Annotated in this window: 23 protein-coding genes; 16 read left to right on the top strand and 7 right to left on the bottom strand. The window is 68.6% G+C overall.

Annotated features, from left to right (window positions below):
* Window positions 1-5: 5 nt before the first annotated feature.
* Window positions 6-704 (bottom strand): MarC family protein, encoded by a 699-nt coding sequence (locus tag EGK63_RS01415; protein ID WP_125899580.1) that lies wholly within the window; start codon window positions 702-704, stop codon window positions 6-8.
* 98 nt (window positions 705-802) lie between these two features.
* On the opposite strand from EGK63_RS01415, the gene pyrF reads away from it, so the two are divergent.
* Window positions 803-1,525: an orotidine-5'-phosphate decarboxylase gene (pyrF, locus tag EGK63_RS01410; protein WP_125899579.1), complete on the top strand. Its 723-nt coding sequence runs from the start codon at window positions 803-805 to the stop codon at window positions 1,523-1,525.
* An 82-nt stretch (window positions 1,526-1,607) separates the two neighbouring features.
* Here the strand turns inward: pyrF and EGK63_RS01405 are convergent, their stop codons facing one another.
* The gene (locus EGK63_RS01405) at window positions 1,608-2,441 is read right to left on the bottom strand and encodes a hypothetical protein (RefSeq protein ID WP_125899578.1); all 834 of its coding nucleotides are present in this window, start codon (window positions 2,439-2,441) and stop codon (window positions 1,608-1,610) included.
* Window positions 2,442-2,674: 233 nt separating this feature from the next.
* The gene (locus EGK63_RS01400) at window positions 2,675-2,917 is read right to left on the bottom strand and encodes a DUF1674 domain-containing protein (RefSeq protein WP_125899577.1); all 243 of its coding nucleotides are present in this window, start codon (window positions 2,915-2,917) and stop codon (window positions 2,675-2,677) included.
* 99 nt (window positions 2,918-3,016) lie between these two features.
* Here EGK63_RS01400 and htpX point away from each other — a divergent pair, with 99 nt between their 5' ends.
* The 12 genes from htpX to pnp all read left to right on the top strand — a co-directional run bounded on the left by htpX (window position 3,017) and on the right by pnp (window position 16,922).
* The gene (gene htpX, locus EGK63_RS01395) at window positions 3,017-4,015 is read left to right on the top strand and encodes a zinc metalloprotease HtpX (protein WP_125899576.1); all 999 of its coding nucleotides are present in this window, start codon (window positions 3,017-3,019) and stop codon (window positions 4,013-4,015) included.
* Between the two features lie 173 nt (window positions 4,016-4,188).
* On the top strand, window positions 4,189-4,920 hold the full coding sequence (gene trmB, locus EGK63_RS01390) for a tRNA (guanosine(46)-N7)-methyltransferase TrmB (protein ID WP_125899575.1): 732 nt from the start codon (window positions 4,189-4,191) through the stop codon (window positions 4,918-4,920).
* A 152-nt stretch (window positions 4,921-5,072) separates the two neighbouring features.
* Window positions 5,073-5,669 carry a ribosome maturation factor RimP gene (gene rimP / locus EGK63_RS01385; RefSeq protein WP_125899574.1) on the top strand — a complete coding sequence of 199 codons (597 nt, stop codon included), beginning with the start codon at window positions 5,073-5,075 and terminating at the stop codon, window positions 5,667-5,669.
* Window positions 5,669-7,411 carry a transcription termination factor NusA gene (gene nusA, locus EGK63_RS01380; RefSeq protein ID WP_125899573.1) on the top strand — a complete coding sequence of 581 codons (1,743 nt, stop codon included), beginning with the start codon at window positions 5,669-5,671 and terminating at the stop codon, window positions 7,409-7,411. Before rimP ends, nusA begins: the two co-directional genes overlap by 1 nt.
* Window positions 7,412-7,429: 18 nt before the next feature.
* Window positions 7,430-8,104 (top strand): RNA-binding protein, encoded by a 675-nt coding sequence (locus EGK63_RS01375; RefSeq protein ID WP_125899572.1) that lies wholly within the window; start codon window positions 7,430-7,432, stop codon window positions 8,102-8,104.
* 110 nt (window positions 8,105-8,214) lie between these two features.
* Window positions 8,215-11,211 carry a translation initiation factor IF-2 gene (gene infB / locus EGK63_RS01370; RefSeq protein ID WP_125899571.1) on the top strand — a complete coding sequence of 999 codons (2,997 nt, stop codon included), beginning with the start codon at window positions 8,215-8,217 and terminating at the stop codon, window positions 11,209-11,211.
* Between the two features lie 160 nt (window positions 11,212-11,371).
* The gene (locus EGK63_RS01365; protein ID WP_125899570.1) at window positions 11,372-11,902 is read left to right on the top strand and encodes a hypothetical protein; all 531 of its coding nucleotides are present in this window, start codon (window positions 11,372-11,374) and stop codon (window positions 11,900-11,902) included.
* A gap of 95 nt (window positions 11,903-11,997) precedes the next feature.
* Window positions 11,998-12,621, top strand: coding sequence for a DUF2459 domain-containing protein (locus EGK63_RS01360; RefSeq protein ID WP_243637521.1), 624 nt, complete (start codon window positions 11,998-12,000; stop codon window positions 12,619-12,621).
* Window positions 12,622-12,687: 66 nt separating this feature from the next.
* A complete protein-coding gene (rbfA, locus tag EGK63_RS01355) occupies window positions 12,688-13,140 on the top strand; it encodes a 30S ribosome-binding factor RbfA (RefSeq protein WP_125899568.1) in 453 nt (150 codons plus the stop codon).
* Between the two features lie 3 nt (window positions 13,141-13,143).
* Window positions 13,144-14,076 (top strand): tRNA pseudouridine(55) synthase TruB, encoded by a 933-nt coding sequence (truB, locus tag EGK63_RS01350; RefSeq protein WP_125899567.1) that lies wholly within the window; start codon window positions 13,144-13,146, stop codon window positions 14,074-14,076.
* Window positions 14,077-14,166: 90 nt separating this feature from the next.
* Window positions 14,167-14,436 carry a 30S ribosomal protein S15 gene (rpsO, locus tag EGK63_RS01345; protein ID WP_003166644.1) on the top strand — a complete coding sequence of 90 codons (270 nt, stop codon included), beginning with the start codon at window positions 14,167-14,169 and terminating at the stop codon, window positions 14,434-14,436.
* A gap of 257 nt (window positions 14,437-14,693) precedes the next feature.
* Window positions 14,694-16,922: a polyribonucleotide nucleotidyltransferase gene (gene pnp / locus EGK63_RS01340; protein WP_125899566.1), complete on the top strand. Its 2,229-nt coding sequence runs from the start codon at window positions 14,694-14,696 to the stop codon at window positions 16,920-16,922.
* A gap of 152 nt (window positions 16,923-17,074) precedes the next feature.
* On the opposite strand, the gene EGK63_RS01335 is transcribed toward pnp, so the two are convergent.
* The gene (locus EGK63_RS01335) at window positions 17,075-17,449 is read right to left on the bottom strand and encodes a hypothetical protein (RefSeq protein WP_125899565.1); all 375 of its coding nucleotides are present in this window, start codon (window positions 17,447-17,449) and stop codon (window positions 17,075-17,077) included.
* Window positions 17,450-17,516: 67 nt separating this feature from the next.
* On the bottom strand, window positions 17,517-18,242 hold the full coding sequence (rph, locus tag EGK63_RS01330; RefSeq protein WP_125899564.1) for a ribonuclease PH: 726 nt from the start codon (window positions 18,240-18,242) through the stop codon (window positions 17,517-17,519).
* Window positions 18,243-18,286: 44 nt separating this feature from the next.
* Here rph and EGK63_RS01325 point away from each other — a divergent pair, with 44 nt between their 5' ends.
* Genes EGK63_RS01325 through grpE form a run of 3 tightly spaced genes read left to right on the top strand, consistent with a single transcriptional unit; the run spans window position 18,287 to window position 20,543 of the window.
* The gene (locus EGK63_RS01325) at window positions 18,287-18,841 is read left to right on the top strand and encodes a GNAT family N-acetyltransferase (RefSeq protein WP_243637520.1); all 555 of its coding nucleotides are present in this window, start codon (window positions 18,287-18,289) and stop codon (window positions 18,839-18,841) included.
* A complete protein-coding gene (gene hrcA, locus EGK63_RS01320) occupies window positions 18,838-19,932 on the top strand; it encodes a heat-inducible transcriptional repressor HrcA (RefSeq protein WP_125899562.1) in 1,095 nt (364 codons plus the stop codon). Before EGK63_RS01325 ends, hrcA begins: the two co-directional genes overlap by 4 nt.
* Window positions 19,933-19,973: 41 nt before the next feature.
* On the top strand, window positions 19,974-20,543 hold the full coding sequence (gene grpE, locus EGK63_RS01315) for a nucleotide exchange factor GrpE (RefSeq protein ID WP_371412893.1): 570 nt from the start codon (window positions 19,974-19,976) through the stop codon (window positions 20,541-20,543).
* 134 nt (window positions 20,544-20,677) lie between these two features.
* Here the strand turns inward: grpE and EGK63_RS01310 are convergent, their stop codons facing one another.
* Window positions 20,678-21,583 (bottom strand): dienelactone hydrolase family protein, encoded by a 906-nt coding sequence (locus EGK63_RS01310; RefSeq protein ID WP_125899560.1) that lies wholly within the window; start codon window positions 21,581-21,583, stop codon window positions 20,678-20,680.
* A gap of 73 nt (window positions 21,584-21,656) precedes the next feature.
* Window positions 21,657-22,304 carry an alpha-ketoglutarate-dependent dioxygenase AlkB gene (locus tag EGK63_RS01305; RefSeq protein WP_125899559.1) on the bottom strand — a complete coding sequence of 216 codons (648 nt, stop codon included), beginning with the start codon at window positions 22,302-22,304 and terminating at the stop codon, window positions 21,657-21,659.
* Between the last annotated feature and the right edge of the window lie 124 nt (window positions 22,305-22,428).

Below are 22,428 nucleotides of genomic sequence, written 5' to 3'. Positions count from 1 at the left end.
AGCTTTTAGTGCCCGCCCGAGGGGTAGGGGGTGGTGACGCCCGCGCTGAACATGCCCGGCAGGGCTTCGCCCAGACCCATCAGGATGAACTGGATCGCCAGGGCGCACAGGATCAGGCCCAGCACCCGCACCACGATGGCCATGCCCACGTCGCCCAGGATGCGGCTGATCGGGCCGGTGGCGGCGAAGCACAGGAAGGTGACGACGCAGGCGGCGACCATGGCGGTCAGCGACGCGGCCGTGCCCGCCGCGCCCAGCTTCTGGGCCTCGCCCGCCTGGATGATGATGGCTGAGATGGCGCCCGGTCCGATCATCAGGGGAATGGCGAAGGGCACGATCAGGCGCTTGAACCGGCGCTTGGCGTAGCCGCGCACGTCCTGGGCGTCGGTCGTCGCGTCGGCGTCGGCGAAAATCTTCAGGAAGTCCTCGCGCGCCATGTCCAGACCCAGCAGCAGCAGCAGGATGCCGCCCGCGATGCGGAAGGCGGCCAGCGAAATGCCGAAGAACTGCAGCAGGCCCAGGCCCGTGAAGAAGAAGAAGCCGAGGAAGACCGCCGCGAAGGCGCAGATCATGGCCGAGACGGTGATGCGCTGACGCAGGGAGGCGCCCGCCGTGGCCGCCGCGAAGATCGGCACATTGCCGATCGGGTCCAGCAGGGCGAACAGCGCCACGAACAGGTTGACCCCCAGATCGACCGCGTTCATTGCTTGCCCCCGCCTTAGAAAACCCGCCGCGCGACCGCGACCCCTTGTCTCACCTATCGGGGCATCCGCGCGCGCCTGCAAGCCGCCGAGAGCCGGAAATGTCGCAAGATCGCCCTAATCGCCCCTTCGACCCGCGCGTCATCTGCGCCCTGGACGTGCCGACGACCGATGAGGCGCGCGCCCTGGTCGAGCGGATCGGCGATGCGGTCGGCTTCTACAAGGTCGGGCTGCAGCTGTTCGCCTCGGACGGCATGGGGCTGGCGCGCGAGCTGAAGGCGTCGGGCGCCCGGGTGTTTCTGGACTGGAAGCTGCACGACATCGGCGCGACGGTGGAGAAGGCGACGGCGGTGCTGGCGAACGCGGGTTGCGACCTGCTGACCGTCCACGCCCGGCCCCAGGTGATGGCGGCGGCGGCGCGCGGGGCGGCGGGATCCGACCTGAAGATTCTGGGCGTCACCGTCCTGACCAGCCTGACCGACGACGATCTGAAGGCGGACGACCACAGTCTGTCGGCGGCCGAACTGGTGGAGCAGCGGGTGCGTCAGGCGCTGGAGGCCGGTATCCACGGCGTCGTCTCCAGCCCGCATGAGGCGGGCCGGGCGCGTGAGATCGCCATGGCGGCGGGGCGCGAGGACTTCCTGATCGTGACGCCGGGCGTGCGGCCTGCGGGCGCGGCCCTGGACGATCAGGCGCGCGCCGCGACCCCGGCCAGCGCCCTGCAATCGGGGGCGACCCATCTGGTCATCGGCCGTCCGATCACCGCCGTCGCCGATCCGCGCGCGGCGGCCCAGGCGATCACCCAGGAGATCGCCCTGGTCTGAGGCCTATGAGCTTGATCCGTAAGGGGTCTGCTTCACGTGAAACAAGAAGGGCGGCGTCTGCGGACGCCGCCCTTTTTTCGTATCAGCCGCGTTCGCCGCGTTCCTGGCGGTAGGGCCGCTCGGTCGGAGACGGCGGCGCCGGCGGGGCGGGCGGCACGGCGTAATAGCCCTGGTCGAAGTTCACGACCGGCGGGGCGGTTTCGATGCGCGGCGGCTCGACGTAGACATTGGGGCGGGCCACTTCGACCTGGGCCGGGGCGACGCGCACGTCGGCGGCGGCCACATGGACCGGCGGCGGCGCCACGTGGACGCGGGCCGGCTCGACGTAGACCGGGGCCGGCTGCACGAAGACCGGCGGCGATTCCACATAGACGGGCGGCTGCGAGACATAGACCGGCGGCTGGCTGACATAGATCGGCTCGGCGCGGTAATGCACCGGCTGCATAGGCTGGGGCGGCGGGCCGCAGCGGCCGCAGTCGTGACCGTATCCGCCCTGATAATAGCCCTGCTGGTAGCCGCCCTGATATTGGCCCTGATACTGGCCGCCGTAGCCGCCATAGCCGGCGCGCGCCCAGGGATAGCGGCCGTAGCCGTCGACCGGATAGCCGAAGGGCATGGAGCGGGTGACGCCGGAATAGGCGTAGCCGCCATGCTGGATCGGCGGCTGCGACGGGGCGATCACGACCGGCGGACGAACCCCGGCGCCGCCGTAGCCGTAGCCATAGCCATAGCTTTCGATCGGGCCGTAGCCGCCCTGCCAGCCGGTGTCGCTGTACCAGGTCTGGGCGCGGCTCTGGACCACGGGGCCGCGGGCGTAGCCGGCGGCGGCGTTATATCGGGCGCCGGCCTGATGGGCCTCGGCCGCTCCGGCGATGAGGACCGCCGCGCCTGCGGCGGCGTAAAATAGGGCCTTCATGGCTGCGCTCCTTGTTTCAGCCGTAAAGGTTAATGCGGATATCGCCAGAGCGTTCACTATTCTCCCGTCAAGGGAACCGGGGTCTTTTCCCTTCATGTCATGGGGAGCGGGACCGCGAAGCGGCGGCCGAGCGATCGCGCTCAAATCAGCTCAAGTAGTGAGCCGCCGTGCGGCGAGCGGTAGCGTCCTAACCCGCTCAAGCAGCGAGCCGCCCCGCGGCGAGCGGTAGCGCCTTAAAAGTCCACCGCCAGGCCCTTCTTCTCCCAGTCGCCGAAACGGGTCGGTTCCGGTCCCTTGCGGCCGCCGACCTCGTTCGGAAGCGCAGCGGCTTCCTCGGCGGCGCGGCGTTCGGCGGCCTCCAGCAGGGCGCGGCGGGCGACCTCGTTCAGGGGGCGCTCGGGCGTGGCGTGGGGCACGTCGGCGTTGAAGGCTTCCTCGGGGGAAGGTTCAGTCGGGGGGGTGGGCTGTTCGGTCACAGGTCGCCTGCCTTGAGAGCGGGGATACTGCGGCTCAAATAGACGTTCCGGCTGAACACGCCACCCCTGTCGCCTGAAACCTTTCGCCTGAAGCCCCGCATGAACCATCTGAAGACATTCGCCCTGCTGGCCGCGATGACCGCCCTGTTCATGGGGATCGGCTATCTGATCGGCAAAGGGCCCGGCATGGCGATCGCCCTGGTCGTGGCGGCGGGCATGAATGTCTTCAGCTATTGGAACGCGGACAAGATCGTCCTGAAGATGTACCGCGCCCAGCCGGTGGACGAGACCCACCCCAACGCCGTGGTGCGCGCCTATGTCGCCGATGTGAAGCAGATGGCGCAGGACGCCGGCATGCCCCTGCCCAACATCACCATCATCCCGAACGATCAGCCGAACGCCTTCGCCACGGGACGCAACCCCCAGAATGCGGCGGTGGCGGCGACGACGGGCCTGCTGGACATGCTGACGCGCGAAGAGATCCGCGGCGTGATGGCGCATGAACTGGCCCATGTGAAGAACCGCGACACCCTGACCATGACGGTCACGGCGACGGTGGCGGGCGCCATCGCCATGCTGGCCAACTTCGCCCTGTTCTTCGGCGGCGGCGACGACCGCGAGCGTCCGGGCGGCATGATCGGAACCATCGCCCTGATGCTGCTGGCGCCGATGGCGGCGGGCCTGGTGCAGATGGCCATCAGCCGCACCCGCGAATACGAGGCCGATCGCGTCGGAGCCGAGATCGCCAACGACCCTCAGGCCCTGGCCTCGGCCCTGCAGAAGATCGAGGCCTATGCGCGGGGCGCGGTCAACGCCCCGGCCGAGCGCAATCCGGCGACGGCCCATATGTTCATCATCAATCCGTTGAACGGGAAGGGGGCGGACAATCTGTTCTCGACCCACCCGGCCACGGGCAATCGCGTCCGCGCCCTGATGGAACTGGGCGCGAAGATGGGCATGGGCGGGCGCGTGCGTCCGGCGGCGGCCTTCGTCGCGCCTGCGCCTTCGCCTGCACCCTCTGCCGCGCCGATCCGGGGAACCAGCGTGCCGACGACCGACGACGCGCCCGCCGCGCCGCCGCGCGGGCCGTGGGGCTGAGGCTTCCGCAAGGATGGGCCTTTGCGTGCGCGGGCTTAAGCCGCTAGAGCGAAATCGGTTCAGTTGGACGAGTGTCCAACTGAACACAGATATTCGCTCCAAGCATAATTCTGGACCATTGTTCTGGGTTCAGTCGATTTCGACTGAACCGAAAATGGTCTAGAGCGCGCGCCATGACCGACGAGACCGATCCCAAACCGTCCGACGCCGATCGCCCCGAATGGGCGAAGGCGCATGGCCCGCTGCGTTCCTTCGGGCGCATCAAGTCGCGGCCGATCAAGGCGAAGCAGGCGGCCCTGTTCGACACCCTGATGCCGCGCATCGCCGTGCCGGACCCGGCCAAGGGGCCGATCGTCCCTCAAGCCCTGATGCCCGGCGCGAAAGCCGCCTGGCTGGAGATCGGCTTCGGCGGCGGCGAGCATCTGGCGGCCCAGGCGGCGCGTCATCCCGAGGCGGTGATGATCGGCTGCGAGCCCTTCCTGAACGGCGTCGCCTCGGCCCTGCGCCACGTCGAGGAAGGCGGGCTTGAGAACGTGCGGCTGCACGCCGACGACGCCCGCGCGGTGATGGCGGCCCTGCCGGACGCCTCGCTGGACCGGGTGATGATCCTGTTCCCCGACCCCTGGCACAAGGCGCGCCACAACAAGCGCCGCTTCCTGCAGGACGAGACGGCGGTGGAGATCGCCCGCCTGCTGAAGCCGGGCGGCAAGGTGCGCTTCGTCACCGACTGGCTGGACTACGCCGACTGGGCGCTGGAGCGGCTGGCGCGCACGTCGGCTCTGACGCGCCGTGAGACCGGCGCCGACTGGTTCGCCCCGCCCGAAGACCATGTCGTCACCCGCTATGAGGAAAAGAAGCTCGGCGACACCGATCCGATCTTCCTGGAATTCGAAAAGCAGGACTGAACGGCGGGGCGCTTGCGGGAATGGGACGGCGGGGGCTGACACGGCCCCCGCTTTCGCCTATATGACCGCTCACATCGTTAGACCGACGTCCAACGGCGTCGTATCAAGCGGCGGCCCGGACGGACCGTCGCTTTTGTTTTTGGAGTAGCCGCTTGCGGGCCAAGACCGCCGAAGACCGCGCTCTGCTTGAGCTGATCGACCCCGTGGCCGAGAGCCTGGGGCTGGCGGTCGTGCGCGTGCGCCTGATGGGCGGCACCCTGCGTCGTCGCCTGCAGATCATGGCCGAGCGCAATCTCGATCACGACATCTCGGTCGAGGAATGCGCCCGCCTGTCGCGCGCCGTGTCCGAGGTGCTGGACGCCGCCGATCCGATCTCGGGCGAATATCTGCTGGAAGTCTCCTCGCCCGGCATCGACCGGCCGCTGACGCGCCTGATCGACTTCGACCTGTTCGAAGGTCTGGAAGCCCGTCTTGAAACCGACCGCATGGTCGAGGGCCGCAAACGCTTCAAGGGCATTGTCGCCGGGGTCGAGGGCGAGAACGTCGCCATCGATCTGGACGGCGAGGACGAGACCGCCCTGATCCCCTTCGCCTGGCTGGCCGACGCCAAGCTGGTGCTGACCGACGAATTGCTGAAACGCGGCGCGGCCCTGCGCGCGGCGCGCGGCGAACCCGAAGACGACGGCCTGCCCGAGGGCGAGCCCGACGCTGAACAATCCAACTCCGACTCCACTAAGGACGACGCCTGATGGCCGTGACCGGAATCTCCGCCAACCGCCTGGAACTGCTCTCCATCGCTGACGCCGTCGCGCGCGAGAAGAACATCGACCGGGAGATCGTCATCGAGGCGATCGAGGAAGCGATCCAGAAGGGCGCCAAGTCGCGCTATGGCGCGCACCACGACATCCGCGCCAAGATTGACCACAAGACCGGCGAGCTGAGCCTGACCCGTCACGTCACCATCGTCGGCGACGACTGGCAGCCGGAAGACGAGCTGGAAGAATTCAACGACAGCGCCATGGTGCGCCTGCGCGACGCGCTGAAGCGCGACGCCGAGGCCGAGGTCGGCAAGGAATACGTCGAGATCCTGCCGCCGTTCGAGTTCGGCCGCGTCCAGACCCAGATGGCCCGCCAGGTCGTGACCGGAAAGGTCCGTGAGGCCGAGCGCGCCAACCAGTACGAAGAGTTCAAGGATCGTGTCGGCGAGATCGTCAACGGCACGGTCAAGCGCGTCGAATACGGCAACACCATCGTCGACCTGGGCCGTGGCGAAGGCATCATGCGCCGCGACCAGTCGATCCCGCGCGAGGTGTTCAATGTCGGCGACCGCGTCCGCACCTACATCTACGACGTCCGTCCTGAGGCCAAGGGCCCGCAGGTCATGCTGTCGCGCGCCCACCCCGGCTTCATGGCCAAGCTGTTCGCTCAGGAAGTGCCGGAAGTCTACGACGGCGTGATCGAGATCCGCGCCGCCGCCCGCGACGCCGGTTCGCGCGCCAAGATGGCCGTCCTGTCGAACGACAGCTCGATCGACCCCGTCGGCGCCTGCGTCGGCATGCGCGGCTCGCGCGTTCAGGCGGTCGTCGCCGAACTGCAGGGCGAGAAGATCGACATCATCCAGTGGAACGACGACGAGCCGACTTTCATCGTCAACGCCCTGGCCCCGGCCGAGGTGGCCAAGGTGGTGCTGGACGAGGAAGCCGACCGCGTCGAGGTGGTGGTGCCGGACGAGCAGCTGTCGCTGGCCATCGGCCGTCGCGGCCAGAACGTCCGCCTGGCCTCGCAGCTGACCGGCTGGCAGATCGACATCATCACCGAGTCTCAGGACTCTGAGCGCCGCCAGCGCGAGTTCGCCGAGCGCACCGCCCTGTTCCAGGAAGCCCTGGACGTGGACGAGACGATCGCCCAGCTGCTGGTCACTGAAGGCTTCGCCACGGTCGAGGATCTGGCCTTCGTCGAGGCTTATGAAATCTCCGAGATCGAAGGCTTCGACGAGGACACGGCCGAAGAGCTGCAAACCCGCGCCCGCGAGCATCTGGACCGCCAGGCGGCCGAGCTGGACGCCAAGCGCGTGGCCCTGGGCGTCGAAGACGGCGTGCTGGAAGTGCCGGGCGTGACCGCCGCTATCGCCGTCGCCCTGGGCGAAGGCGGGGTGAAGACGGTCGAAGATCTGGCCGACCTGGCCACCGACGAAATCCGCGGCGGCTATGAAGTGCGCGGCGGCGAACGGGTCAAGGTTCCGGGCGTGCTGGAAACCTTCAACCTGAGCCAGGAAGACGCCGAAATGCTGATCCTGCAGGCGCGTGTGGCCGCCGGCTGGATCGACGCTTCGGAACTGCCTCAGCCGGAATACGTCGAGGAAGAGACGCTGGAAGGCGACGTCGAGTTCGACGGCGAAGGCCAGGAAGACGCCCAGGCTGATGAAGCCGACGCTGACGCTGATGCAGAGGTCGTCGCTGACGACCTCGACGATCAGTCCCGCGACATGTGATGGGAGCCGCAGCTGTCCATGAGGTCGTCCGAGACGTTGATCGATAGGGATCGTCAGGACTTGGCGTCACGCCAGGTTCTCGATGAATCTCGCCTGATCCGTTTTGTCGGCGGCCCGGACGGCGCGGTGGCGCCCGATCTGGGGCGTAAGCTTCCGGGGCGCGGCCTGTGGGTCGCGGCCGACCGCGCCTCGCTTGAGGCGGCGATCAAGAAGAACCTGTTCGCCCGGGCGGCCAAGGCGCCGCTGAAGCCCGCCCCTGACCTGCCCGATCTGGTCGAGACCCTGCTGGTTCGGCGCTGTCTGGACCAGCTGGGTCTTGCCCGGCGCGAAGGCGTGCTTATCTCTGGGTTCGAGAAATGCGCTGCGGCGATCCGCAGCGGCCACGCCGCATGGCTGATCGAAGCCGCCGACGGCTCGGCCGATGGGCGCGGCAAGCTTCTGGCCCTCTCCAGACACGCCTCGCCCGCCCCCGAAATCTGCGGGGCCTTCAGCGCGGACGATTTGAGTTTGGCCCTTGGGCTGGAAAATGCGATACACGCCGTCCTGCTGCGAGGCGGGCGGGCTGATCGTTGGACCCAGGAGGTTCAGCGGTTGGCGGGATTTCGACCTCTCTGTCCCCAGAGCTGGAACCGGGCGGGGCCCGAACACGGCGCAGAGGACGACCGGAGCGCGGCTCCGGAAGGAGAGCCTTAGGGTTTGAGCGGCGGCGGGCCTGTTTCCGAAACAACGGAGGCGGGGCCGCATTCTGCTATGGGTGATTGAGAGACGAAGGCGGAATTCTCCGCCCTGAGTAAAGCGACCGGATGAGCGACGAAAACAACAATTCCAACGACGGCAAGACTCCTGCCAACACGCCTTCGCAAACGGGGCCGCGCGCGCCGTTGAGCCTGAAGCCGCGTGCGGCGGGTTCGGTCTCGACCGGCACGGTGAAACAGAGCTTCAGCCACGGCCGTTCCAAGACCGTCGTCGTCGAGACCAAGCGCCGCGCCGGCCCGCAGGGCGGGCATCAGCGTCCGCAGGGCTTCGACGTCGCGCGTCCGCGCCCCGAAGGCGGCGCGCCGCGTTCGGCCGCGCCGCGTCAACCGGCCGGCGGCGCCCTGTCGCCCGAGGAACAGGAGGCGCGTCGCCGCGCCATCGCCCTGGCCACGCAACAGGCCGCCGAGCGCGAGCGCAACGCGGTCGCCGCCAAGGCCGCCGCTGAGGCCGCCGAGCGCCAACAGGCCGCCGCCGCCGAAGCCGCTGCGACCAAGGCCGCCGCTGAAGCCGCCGCCGCCAAGGCCGCCGCCGAGGCCGCCCGCGTCGAAGCAGCCAAGCTGAGCGCCGCCGCGCCGGCGTCCGCTCCGGCCAAGCCGGTCGCGCCGAAGGTTGAAGCGCCCAAGGTCGAGGCTGCGAAGGTCGAAGCCAAGCCTGAGCCGGTCAAACCGGCGGCCCCGGCCGCTCCGGCTGCGCCCAAGCGCCCGGCGGTCAACTTCGGCCAACGCGCACCCAAGATTCCGACCGGCCGTGCGCCGCTGGAACGTCCCGCCTTCGGCGGCCGTTCGGCTCGCGAACAGGCCATGGGCGACGGCGAGCGTCCGCAGGCCCGTGAACAGGCGCCGCGCGAAGGCGGCCGCGAGGGCGCCGAGCGTCCTGCGCGTCCGGCCCAGACCGTCCGCTATTCGGCGCTGAACCCGCGTCCGGCCCCCGGCGCCCGCACCGGCGCGCCCGGCGCCTCGCGTCCCGGCGCCCGTCCGGCTCCGAACCAGCCTCCGGCCCAGCCCGAAGTGGCGCGCCCCAGCCGCGCCGGCGGCGGCTTCGCCCGTCCGGCCGCCGGCCGTGAGGACGATCGCGAGAAGCGTTTCGCCGACAACGCGCCCGGCAAGGCCGTCAGCCGCACGCGCGGCGAGCCCAAGCGCCGCGAAGGCCGCCTGACCATCCATTCGGTGGCGGGAGGCGACGAGGACGCCGTCGAGCGCATGCGCTCGCTGGCCTCGGTGCGCCGCGCTCGCGAACGCGAGAAGGAAAAGCGCCGCGGCGGCTCGACCGAAACGCCCAACCGTCCGCGTGAAGTGGTCATTCCGGACACCATCACCGTCGGCGAACTGGCCAACCGCATGGCCGTGCGCGGCGTCGACATCATCAAATTCCTGATGCGTCAGGGCCTGATGATGAAGATCAACGACGTGATCGATTCCGACACCGCCGAACTGGTGGCCGAAGAATACGGCATGGCCGTCAAGCGCGTGTCCGAATCCGACGTTGAAGAAGGCTTCATCGCCGACGCCGACGACGCCGATGCGGGCGAAATCCGCGCCCCGGTCGTGGCCATCATGGGCCACGTCGACCACGGCAAGACCTCGCTTCTGGACGCGCTGCGCACCACGGACGTGGCGGGCGGCGAAGCCGGCGGCATCACCCAGCACATCGGCGCCTATCAGGTGCGCCTGGCCGACGGTCAGCGCATCACCTTCCTGGACACGCCGGGCCACGCGGCCTTCTCGGCGATGCGGGCGCGCGGCGCCAACGTCACCGACATCGTCGTCCTGGTCGTGGCGGCCGACGACGGCGTCATGCCGCAGACGGTCGAGGCCATCCAGCACGCCAAGGCGGCGGGTTCGCCGATCATCGTGGCGGTCAACAAGATCGACAAGCCGGACGCCAATTCGCAGAAGGTCGTCAACGAGCTGCTTCAGTATGAAGTCATCTCCGAGAGCCTGGGCGGCGACACCCAGATCATCGAGCTGTCGGCCAAGGAGAAGATCAACCTCAACGGTCTGACCGACGCCATCCTGCTGCAGGCTGAAGTCATGGACCTGCGCGCCAACGCCGACCGTTCGGCCGAAGGCGTGGTCATCGAGGCCAAGCTGGACAAGGGCCGCGGCCCGGTCGCGACCGTCCTGGTCAAGCGCGGTACGCTGAAGCGCGGCGACATCGTCGTGGCCGGTTCGGCCTGGGGCAAGGTTCGCGCCCTGCTGAACGAGCGCAACGAGCAACTGCCTGAAGCCGGTCCGTCGGTTCCGGTCGAGATCCTCGGCCTGGACGAGGCGCCGTCGCCGGGCGACGTCTTCGCCGTGGTGGAATCCGAGGCCCGCGCCCGCGAACTGACGGAATACCGTCAGCGCGTGAAGCGCGAGAAGACCCAGGTCTCGGGCGGTTCGCTGTCGCTGGTCGACATGATGTCCAAGCTGCAGTCCAAGAAGGTCAATGAACTGCCGGTCCTCATCAAGGCCGACGTTCAGGGCACGGCGGAAGCCATCGTCGGCTCGCTGGACAAGATGGGCAACGACGAAGTCCGCGCCCGCACCGTCTATTCGGGCGCCGGCGGCATCACCGAGAGCGACGTCAACCTGGCCAAGTCGGCCGGGGCGCCGATCCTGGGCTTCAACGTCCGCGCCTCGAAACAGGCGCGCGACCTGGCCGAGCGCGAAGGCGTCGAGATCCGCTACTACTCGATCATCTACGACCTGCTGGACGACATTAAGGGCGTGCTCTCGGGCATGCTGGCGCCGCTCCAGCGCGAAACCTTCCTCGGCAACGCCAAGGTTCTGCAGGCCTTCGACATCACCAAGGTCGGCCGGGTCGCAGGCTGCCGCGTCACCGAGGGCGTGGTCCGCAAGGGCGCGCGCGTCCGCATCATCCGCGACGACGTGGTGGTGCTGGAACTGGGCGTGCTCAACACGCTCAAGCGCTTCAAGGACGAGGTCAACGAAGTGCCTTCGGGCCAGGAGTGCGGCATGCAGTTCGCCGGCTTCCAGGACATCAAGGAAGGCGACTACATCGAGTGCTTCACCGTCGAAGAGATCAAGCGCACCCTGGACTAGGGTGTGCCGGATCCGTCAACGGAAGGACATTGAGGGGCGCGGTTTCGCAAGGAGCCGCGCCCTTGGTTCATCTGCAAGACGCCTCTGGGGGTTCACCCGAGCCGTTGAGGACACTAGGGTTCGCAAATCGCCGGGGGGCGTGTTCACAGACGAGGCCGTCATGCGTCGCTCCATCCTGACTCTGGGACTCCTGGCCGCTGTGGCGACGAGCGTCGCCTCGCCCGCGCTAGCCGACACCCGTTTCCTGTCCTTTGACGCCCGCGACCGCACGACGCAGGCGCTGACGCGCGGCGTGACGCTGGAGGTTGAGCGCGGCTGGTTCGGCGCGACTTCATTGAAGAACCTCTTCTCTTCGACTTCACGCGGTTCGGCGCGCTTCGAGCGGGGCGGGCCGAACCAGGCGTTGCAGGTGTTGCCGGAAGGCTCTGGCGGCGGAAGCGTTTACGCCATCTCGGCCGAAGGCGACGGCCGCGCCCTGGCTCGGGCCTTGTGTCCCGGTGCGGACGAGACCTGGATCGTGGTCGGCCGTGTGCGAGCCGGTCATCCCTTAAGCATTGAGACGGTCGGTCGCTGGGCTGGCGGCGAGTTCCGTCACTGCGTCACGCTGAACTATGACTATCGCGGCGAGTGGTCGCGCCTGCAGGGCGCATCGCCCGCTCGCGACGCTCCCGCCGCCTACGGTTCCAACTAAGTCGGACGACGGACATGCTGGTTCGGTGGAGCCTTGCAGTTCTGATCGGCGCGTCCGCGGCTGTCTGGACCGCCGAACGGCCAGGCGATCCCGGGTTGTTCCCACCTGTGCGATCCGAGACGACGGTCGTCGTCCATCTGCTCGACAACGGCTTTCACACCGACCTGGCCGTGCCGCGCGCGGCGCTGGCGGCGGGCGACGACGCCCTGGCGCGGGCGGTGCGAGCCCTGCCGCCGGGCGACTGGGTGCGGGTCGGCTGGGGCGACTCCGTCTTCTATGTAGAGCAGGGAGCGATCAGCGGCCGCCTGCCCGACGGGGCGCGGGCCTTCTTCAAACCCGGCGGCAATCCGTCCGTGGTCATGCTGGACCCCGATCCGACCGATCCGGCGCTGTTCGCCGAGGCAGAGAGGGCGACGTTGCGCCTGTCGCCTCAGGGCTTCGCCGCCCTGCGCGCGCGGGTGGCGGCGTCGCTGCGGCTGGACGAGGGCGGGCAGGCCGTGGTTTCGGCGCAGAGGAACGGCGACGACGCCGTCTTCTACGCCAGCGGCGAGACCTTCTGGGTCGGGCATCTGTGCAATCACTGGACGGCCGAGGTGCTGAACGCGGGCGGCCTGTCCATGCCGATGGCCCGCAGCCTGACCTCGGGCGCGGTGATGCGGGCGGCCCGGCAGGCGGAACAGAGTGCGGCGGAACTGGACTTGAACGACGCAGGCGACTAGACCCCGCCCCTTCGCGTTTCAGAGCCGGCGTCCGATCCCCGGCGGCGCGAGCAGGAGGAGCCCACCATGGCCCGCAAGCAACACACCCGCAACGCCAGCGGCCCCCTGGGGCCGTCGCAGCGCCAGCTGCGCGCCGGCGAACTGATCCGCCACGCCCTGGTCGACGTGATGCGCGAGCATGAGATCCACGACGAGGCCCTGGTCGGCGTCTCCGTCACCGTGACCGAGGTGCGGATGAGCCCGGACCTGCGCCACGCGACCTGCTTCGTCGAGCCGCTGGGCGCCGGCATTGAGGCGGCCGAGACGGCCGGGCACGAGAGCGCCATCATCAAGGCGCTGAACGAACACGCCAAATTCCTGCGGGGGCAGCTGGGCCGCCGCATCGACATGAAGTTCACGCCGGACCTGAAGTTCCGCCACGACGAGAGCTTTGACACGGCCAGCCACATGGACCGTCTGTTCAATGATCCGCGCGTGCGCGCCGACATCGAACACGCTGACGACCAGGGCGAAGACTGAGTTATGGCGCGACGCAAGAAGGGCGATCTCGTCAACGGCTGGGTGTGCCTGGACAAGCCCTATGAGATGGGTTCGACCGAGGCGGTGACGAAGATCCGTCGTCTGTTCAACGCCCAGAAGGCGGGGCATGCGGGCACGCTGGACCCGCTGGCTTCGGGCATACTGCCCATCGCCCTGGGCGAGGCGACCAAGACTGTGCCCTTCATGATGGAGGCGCAGAAGGTCTATCGCTTCACCATCCACTGGGGCATTTCGACCGACAGCATCGACCGCGAAGGCGAGATCATCGCCCGCTCCGACGTGCGGCCTTCGGTCGAGGCGGTGACGGCGGCCCTGCCGTCCTTCGTCGGCGAAATCGACCAGACGCCGCCCGCCTTTTCGGCCATACGGGTCAATGGCGAACGCGCCTATGACCTGGCGCGGGCGGGGGTCGAGGTCGAGCTGCAGTCGCGCCGCGTGACCATTCATGAGGCGGCGGTGACGGCCGCGCCCGACGCCGATCACGTCGAGATCACGATGCGGTCGGGCAAGGGCGTCTATGTCCGATCCCTGGCGCGCGACCTGGCGATCATGCTGGGCGCCGAGGGCCATGTCTCGGACCTGCGGCGCGAGCGCGTGGGGCCGTTCTCGGTCGACAACGCCGTAACACTGGATTTTCTGGAAGAGTTGGCGCATAAGGGCGCCGCCTTTGAGGGCTTGCTGCCCGTTTCGACCGCTCTGGACGACATCCCGGAGTTGGCCGTGACGGATCAGGACGCCCTCTCTCTGAGGCAGGGACGGCCGATCGTTCTGCTCCCCCGACAGATTGAAACGCTCAAGGCCCGGCTCACCGCCGGTTCGCGGCTGGTTTCGGTCTTCGAGGGCGGAACCCTGGTCGCGCTCGGCAATCTCAGGGCCGGTCGGCTTGAACCCGACCGTGTTTTCAACCTCCCCTGACGCAGGCTCACCCGCTTGCCGATAGGAACTCCAACGCCCTCAAACAGCGAGCGCCCGCGGCGCGAGCGATAGGGCAAGAAAGGACTCTCGATGTCGATTACGGCTCAACGTAAAGCTGAAGTCATCGCCGACAACGCTCGCTCGACGGGCGACACCGGTTCGGCTGAAGTGCAGGTCGCGATCCTGACGGAACGCATCGCCAACCTGACCGAGCACTTCAAGACCCACAAGAAGGACAACCACTCGCGTCGTGGCCTGCTGAAGCAGGTTTCGCAGCGTCGTCGCCTTCTGGACCACCTGAACAAGACCGACAGCGCCCGCTATCAGGCGCTGATCGCCAAGCTGGGCCTGCGTCGCTAAGGCGCCCCCGGTTGCGGATCGGATAATTCCACGAGGCGCGGGCGGACACGTCCGCGCCTCGTTCCGCTCCTAGACTACGCTTTCCCGTGCGCCGCGGGTCTTACCGGCGCAACCGACGCGAGGGCCCGAAATCCGGTCCTCAATCACCCGTCCGGCCGCGATGATGCGGCCTGGCTAATGGGGACCGCAGGACTGAACGGCCTGCCGCTCCGCACACCCCCGACGGGAATACGCCCGCGGGAGACGAAAGAAGAATAATGTTCGACATCAAACGCAAGACGATCGAGTGGGCCGGACGCCCGCTGACGCTGGAAACCGGTCGCATCGCCCGTCAGGCTGACGGCGCCGTGCTGGCGACCTACGGCGAGACCGTGGTTCTGGCCACCGTCGTCTATGGCCGCCAGCCCAAGCCGGGCCTGGATTTCTTCCCGCTGACCGTAAACTACCAAGAAAAGACGTTCGCCGCCGGCAAGATCCCGGGCGGCTACTTCAAGCGTGAAGGCCGTCCGACCGAGAAGGAAACCCTGGTCTCCCGTCTGATCGACCGCCCGATCCGCCCCCTGTTCGTCAAGGGCTTCAAGAACGAGACCCAGGTCATCGTCACCGTGCTGCAGCACGACCTTGAGAACGATCCCGACATCCTGGGCATGGTCGCCGCCTCGGCCGCCCTGACCCTGTCGGGCGTGCCCTTCATGGGCCCGATCGGCGCCGCGCGCGTCGGCATGATCGACGGCGAGCTGGTGCTGAACCCCGCCATCGACCAAATGGGCGAAAGCGCCCTGGATCTGGTTGTCGCCGGTACGCAAGACGCCATCATGATGGTCGAATCCGAAGCCAAGGAGCTTTCGGAAGACACCATGCTGAAGGCCCTGATGTTCGCGCACGCCGGCATGCAGCCGGTGATCGACGCCATCATCGAACTGGCCGAGCACGCCGCCAAGGAGCCGTTCGACTTCCAGGCCGAAGACCACTCGGACGTCGTCGCCTCGATCAAGAAGCTGGTCGGCGAAGACATCAAGGCCGCCTACGCTCATCCGGGCAAGTACGAGCGTCGCTCGGGCGTCGACGCGGCCAAGAAGACCGCCGCCGCCGCCCTGGTGAAGACCGACGAAAACCCCGAGGGCGTCGACTCGTCGAAGTTCTCGGCGGCGTTCAAGGAATGCGAAGCCGACGTCCTGCGTCGCGACATCATCGAGAACAGCCACCGCGTCGACGGCCGCGCCCTGGACAAGGTCCGCGCCATCGTCTCGGAAGTCGGCGTCCTGCCGCGCACCCACGGTTCGTCGCTGTTCACGCGCGGCGAAACCCAGGCCCTGGTCGTCGCCACCCTCGGCACCGGCGAGGACGAGCAGTACATCGACAGCCTGACGGGCACCTACAAGGAGTCCTTCCTGCTGCACTACAACTTCCCGCCCTATTCGGTCGGTGAAGCGGGCCGAATGGGCTCGCCGGGCCGTCGCGAAATCGGTCACGGCAAGCTGGCCTGGCGCGCCATCCGTCCGATGCTGCCGTCGAAGGAAGACTTCCCCTACACCATCCGTCTGGTGTCGGAGATCACCGAGTCCAACGGCTCGTCCTCGATGGCTACGGTCTGCGGTTCGTCGCTGGCCCTGATGGACGCCGGCGTGCCGCTGGTCCGTCCGGTCTCGGGCATCGCCATGGGTCTGATTCTGGAGCCGTCGGGCGAGTTCGCCATCCTGTCGGACATCCTGGGCGACGAAGATCACCTGGGCGACATGGACTTCAAGGTCGCGGGCACCTCGGAAGGCATCACCAGCCTTCAGATGGACATCAAGGTCGCCGGCATCACCAAGGAGATCATGCAGCAGGCCCTGACGCAGGCTTCGGCCGGTCGTCTGCACATCCTCGACGAAATGTCGAAGGCGATGGAGGCCCCGCGCGCCGAGCTGGGCGAGTTCGCTCCGAAGATCGAATCCATCAAGATCGCGGTCGACAAGATCCGTGAAGTGATCGGTTCGGGCGGCAAGGTCATCCGCGAGATCGTGGAAAAGACCGGCGCCAAGATCGACATCGGCGACGACGGCACCATCAAGATCGCCGCCAACGAGCAAGAGAAGATCGAAGCCGCCAAGGCCTGGATCCAATCGATCGCCTCGGAGCCGGAAGTCGGCACCATCTACACCGGCAAGGTCGTGAAGGTCGTCGACTTCGGCGCCTTCGTGAACTTCTTCGGCGCCAAGGACGGCCTAGTCCACGTGTCCCAGATCGCTCTGGAGCGCGTCGCCAACCCGGCCGACGTCCTGTCGGAAGGCCAAGAGGTCAAGGTCAAGTTCCTGGGCTTCGACGATCGCGGCAAGACCAAGCTGTCGATGAAGGTCGTCGATCAGGAAACCGGAGAGGACATCACCGACAAGATCAACGCCGAGCGCGCTGAACGCGGCGAAGCCCCGCTGTCGGAAGACACCGGCGGCCGTCCCAAGGGCGACCGCAACGGCGGCGACCGCGGCCGTCGCCGTCGCGACTAAGCCTCGGCGTCATCGCTGAAATGAAGAAGGCCCCGCTGGAAACGGCGGGGTCTTTTTTATGGGCTATCGCTCGCGACGCGGTCGCGCGCTGCTTGAGCGCGCTTGAGGCGATACAGAACGCGGCGTCATCCCTCTCCCGGCGGGAGAGGGAGTCAGCCCTTGCATTCTTTCGGCGGGGTTTCGCCGTCGCGGGTCCACATCGCGCAGGAACGATCGATCTCGCTCTGGATCAGATTGCAGGGGTTGGAGGCGTGGCAGGGCGGGCGAGTCGCGGGGCTGACGGCGATGCAGCGCTGGACCAGGCGGGCCGAAGCCGCTTCGCCCAGGGTCTCAAGGCAGGGACGTTCGTCAAGCGGAACCGGCTGAGGCGCCATGCCCGGGCCTTCGGGCAGGCGGGCTTCGGGTTCGCGGGCCGGGGTGGGCGCTGGCGTCGGGACCGGCGCGGAGGCCGCCGGCTCCGGACGCGGCTGGCAGGCGGCGAGCAGGCCGCCGAGGATCAGGCAGGCCAGAAGGTACGGTCGGGTCATGCGGGGCTCCGGGATCGGGGTTCGCCTGTGCAACGACGATGGCCCCGATCCGGCTCCGCGAAAAGCCTTATCGGCGGGCGGCTTCGACGGCGGCGCGCTGAAGGGCGAACAGTTCGCCGCAGCCGATCTCGGCCAGTTCGAACAGGCGGTCGAACTCGCCCCGGCTGAAGCCGCGCTTCTCGCCGGTAGCCTGGATTTCGACGATCTGGCCCGCGCCGGTCAGGACGAAGTTGCTGTCGGCCTCGGCGGTGGAGTCTTCCTCATAATCGAGGTCCAGCACCGGCAGATCCTTGAACACGCCGCACGACACGGCCGCCACCTGATCCAGAATGGGGTCGGTCGTCAGCACGCCCTCGTCCTTGAGGTAGCTGAGCGCCGAGGCCATCGCCACCCAGGCGCCGGTGATGGAGGCGGTGCGCGTGCCGCCGTCGGCCTGGATCACGTCGCAGTCGATCAGCACCTGACGCTCGCCCAGCGCCTTCAGGTCGACCACGGCGCGCAAGGAGCGGCCGATCAGGCGCTGGATTTCCTGAGTGCGGCCCGACTGCTTGCCGGCGGCGGCTTCGCGGCGGCCGCGCGTGTGGGTGGCGCGGGGCAACATGCCGTATTCGGCCGTGACCCAGCCCTGGCCGGTGTTGCGCATCCAGCCCGGCACCTTCTCCTCGATCGAGGCCGTCACCAGCACCTTGGTGTGGCCGAAGGACACCAGGCACGAGCCCTCGGCGTAGCGGTTGACGCCGGTTTCCAGCGTGACGGTGCGAAGTTGTTCGGGGGAGCGTTCGGACGGGCGCATGGGAATTCCTTGGAAGCGGGATGGCGCGTGCTTATCCTGAAACCATGAGCCTGTCCCGCCCTGACCCGTCTGTCGTGCGTCTTCGTCCGGCCGTGGCTGCCGACGCCGCGACCCTGGCGCGCTGGGATGAGGCGCCGCACGTCGTCGCCTGCCTGACCGACGACCCCGACCATCATGAGGCGGCCGACTGGGACGAGGAGCTGGCCGCGCAGTCCGACGTCTTCCGCTACTTCATCGCCGAGGTCGACGGCCGTCCGATCGGAGCCATGTTGGACATAGACCCTGCGGGCGAACCCAACGGCTACTGGGGCGAGATCGAACCGAACCTGCGCGCCCTCGATATCTGGATCGGCGAGGCCGACGCCCTGAATCAGGGCCACGGGACGCAGATGATGACCCTGGCGTTGGACGCCTGTTTCGCCAGGCCGGGAGTCGAGGCGGTGGTGATCGATCCGCTCAACTCCAATACCGAGGCGCATCGCTTCTATCAGCGGCTGGGCTTCCGGCCGGAGGGGCGGCGCGTCTTCAACGGGACGGACGACTGCCTGGTCCATCGCCTGACCCGTGCGGACTGGGCGGCGCGGAGGACGGCGTCATGAGCCTGCTGCATCCCTCGCCGGGTCTGGCGACGCTGGATGCGCGGGCGCGCGACATCTTCCGGCGGGTGGTCGAAAGCTATCTGGAGACAGGCGAGCCGGTGGGGTCGCACACCCTGTCGCGCGCCGGGCTGGACCTGTCGCCCGCCTCGATCCGCAACACCATGCAGGCGCTGACGCAGGCCGGGCTGCTGGCCTCGCCGCATACATCGGCCGGGCGGGCGCCGACCCATGCGGGGCTGCGGCTGTTCGTGGACGGCCTGCTGGAGGTCGGCGACATCGGTCAGGAGGAGCGACGCGAGATCGACGCGCGGCTGGCGGTGCTGGGCGTCAAGGGCGGCGGCCGCAATGTCGAGGAGGCGCTGGATGCGGCCTCCTCCCTGCTGTCGGGTCTGGCGGGCGGAGCGGGCATCGTCGCCAGTCCGGTGCGCGAGGCGGGGGTGCGTCATGTCGAGTTCGTGGCTCTGGGCGGGGGGCAGGCGCTGGCGGTGCTGGTCGCCGACGACGGGGTGGTCGAGAACCGGCTGATGAGCCTTCAGTCCGGCGTCACGCCCTCGACCCTGCAGGAGGCGTCGAACTTCCTCAGCGCGCGACTGAAGGGGCGTCCGCTGGCCGAGGCGCGCCATGAGATGAAGGCTGAGATGGAGGCCGCCCGGCGTGATCTGGACGCGGCCGCCGCCCGTCTGGTCGAGGATGGTCTGGCGGCCTGGAGCGGCGGCGCAGGCGGCGGGGGGCATGACCGTAACCTGATCGTGCGGGGGCGCGGCAACCTGTTGCAGGACGCTCGCGCGGCCGAGGATCTGGAGCGGGTGCGCGTCCTGTTCGACGATCTGGAGCAGAAGGAACAGCTGATCGGCCTGCTGGACGACGTCGGCGCGGCCCAGGGCGTACGCATCTATATCGGCGCGGAAACGCGACTCTTTTCGCTTTCGGGTTCCGCCGTGATCGCGGCGCCCTATATGTCGGGCCGGCAGCGGGTGCTGGGCGCCATCGGCGTCATCGGGCCCGCGCGGTTGAACTACGCCCGTGTCATACCGTTGGTGGACTATACCGCCCGGGTGCTGGGCCGGATTCTGGACGGACAAGAGACGTGAACGACATCAACGACGAGACGCGGGACCAACTCGAGCAGGACATCCACGAGGCGGACCTCGCGCCCGAGGGCGACGATACGGCCGTGGTCGACGCCCTGATCGCCGAGCGCGACCAGTGGAAGGACCGCGCCCTGCGCGCCGTGGCCGAGGCCGAGAACGTCAAGCGCCGCGCCGAGACGCAGCAGAACGACGCCCGCGCCTACGCCATCCAGCGCTTCGCCAAGGATCTGCTGGGCGTGGCCGACACGCTGGAGCGCGGCCTGGCGACGGCGCCCAAGGACGCCGACGGCCCGGCGGCCGCCATGCTCACGGGGCTGGAGCTGACGCAGAAGTCCCTGCTGTCGGCCTTCGAGGCCAACGGCCTGACCCGCGTCGATCCGGCGCCGGGCGACGCCTTCGATCCGCACCTGCATCAGGCGATGATGGAGCAGTCCTCGGACACCGTGCCGGGCGGCGCCGTCATCCAGACGCTGCAGCCGGGCTACGCCCTGTTCGGCCGCACCGTGCGCGCGGCCATGGTGGTGGTCGCGGCCAAGGGCTCGGGCGCGGCGGCGGGCGGCGCCTATGCCGATCCCAACACGACCGGCGGGAATTTCGACGCCAAGGCCTGATAGTCTTCGCGCGCTGAAACGACGACGGCCCGGCGCAGACGCGCCGGGTCGTTTTTCTTTGCTTAGCTTCCCGCTCCGCGCTTGCGGCCAAAGGACTGGGCCCCGGCGTCCGCCGGGGTGAGCGGAAGGAAGGGTCAGTTTTTCAATCTCGAATCGAACAGCGCCAGCAGCCGCCGCCAGCCGTCCTTGGCGTCCGCCTCGCGGTAGGAGGCGCGGTAGTCGGCGTGGAAACCGTGCGGGGCGTCGTCGTAGAGGATGATCTGGCTGTCGCTCCGGCCGGCGGCCTTCAGGGCGTCGTTCATCGCCTTGACCGTGTCGTTGGGAATGCCGCTGTCTGCACCGCCGTAGAGGCCCAGCACGGGCGCCCTCAGCTCGCCCGCCAGGTCGATGGGCCAGGGGCGGCCCGCCGTCTTCTGTTCGTCAGTGGCCGTGTCGGCGGGGGACAGGCGGCCGTACCAGGCGACCCCGGCGTCCAGCGTCGGGAAGCGGGCCATGGCCTGCCACACCACCTTGCCGCCCCAGCAGAAGCCGGTGATTCCGACCTTGTCGGCCTTGGCCCAGGGCTGGGCGCCGATCCAGTCCAGCGTGGCGCCGATGTCGCCCATCACCTGGTCGTAGCGGGCGGCGGCGACGATGCGCATGATGGCCTGCATGTCGCTGAGCGGAGCCGGGTCTTGCACGCGGACGAAGAAGGCGGGGGCCACGGCGGCATAGCCCGCCTTGGCCAGGCGGCGGCAGACGTCGCGGATGTATTCATGCACGCCGAAGATTTCGGACACGACGATCACGACGGGGAAGGGGCCGGGGCCGTCGGGTCGGGCGACATAGGCGGGCAGGGCGAAGCCGTCGGGCGCCGGATAGGTCGCGTCGGCCGTAACCAGGCCCGCCGTGTCGGTGGCGATCGGCTGGGCCGACTGGCTGAGGGCGGCGGGGGCGTAGGCGGCGAAGAACAGCCCGCCCGCCGTCGCCACGCCCAGGCTGCGGCGGCTGGGGGCGATCTGGTCCGGGCTCAGGCCCTCGGGCCGGGTGATCAGGGTCATCTCGGGTCTCCGGTCGGCGCTGTGGAAGCCGCGACAGTGCCCCGGCTTTCGCCGCCGCGTCGAGTCCTTCCGTCTAGCCCGCGACCCGCAGGGTCAGGTTGACTCGCCCCCCGCCCGGCAGCAGCCGCGACGAGCCCGTCAGCAGTCGATCGATCCCGTGACGCGCCAGCCGCGCCGGTCCGGTCAGGGCGCAGACGTCGCCCGAGGCCAGGCGCACGCTGGCCGTCCTGCCGCCTTCGGCCGGGCCGATGCGGAACACCGCCGTGTCGCCCAGGGAGATCGACAGCACGGGCGCCGTCAGATCGCGCTCGTCCCGGTCCTGATGCAGGCCCATCTTCGCCTCGCCCTGATAGAGGTTGACCAGGCAGGCGTCGGGCGGGCTCGGCCAGCCGGTCAGGGCGTCCCACAGGCTCAGAAGCCGGGGCGGAATGGCGGGCCAGGGCGCGCCGGTCGCCGGATGGGTCGGCTGATAGCGATAGCCTTGGCGGTCCGACACCCAGCCCAGGGCGCCGAAATTGCTCATCCGCACGGAAAACGGCCGCCCGCCGGGCGTCACCGGCCGATAGAGGGGCGCCGCCTCCAGCCCTCGCCGCACCTCGGCCAGCAGTTCGGCCTGTTCCGCAGCGTCCAGCAGGCCGGGCCACAGACGAAAGCCGGGCAGGGCGGTCGGCGCTTCCCTCAGCTCTTTTCTGGGCGGTTGCAGGGGGTTTTGCGGGATCATCGGCCGAATTTAGCGGCGCCGCGCCGCCTTGTCCGCCATAAGGCGCGGAATCGGCCCGGAACCGGTCGGAAGGCCTTGCAGCCCCTGCGGTCTTTCCCATATCCGAGCCAATCCGGCGATAACC

Origin of the sequence: Brevundimonas sp. 357, assembly GCF_003938605.1 — a bacterium.
In the GTDB taxonomy this organism is placed as follows: Bacteria; Pseudomonadota; Alphaproteobacteria; order Caulobacterales; family Caulobacteraceae; genus Brevundimonas.
The sequence above is the reverse complement of the archived record's forward strand: the minus strand, read 5'-3'. Positions and strand labels throughout refer to the sequence as shown.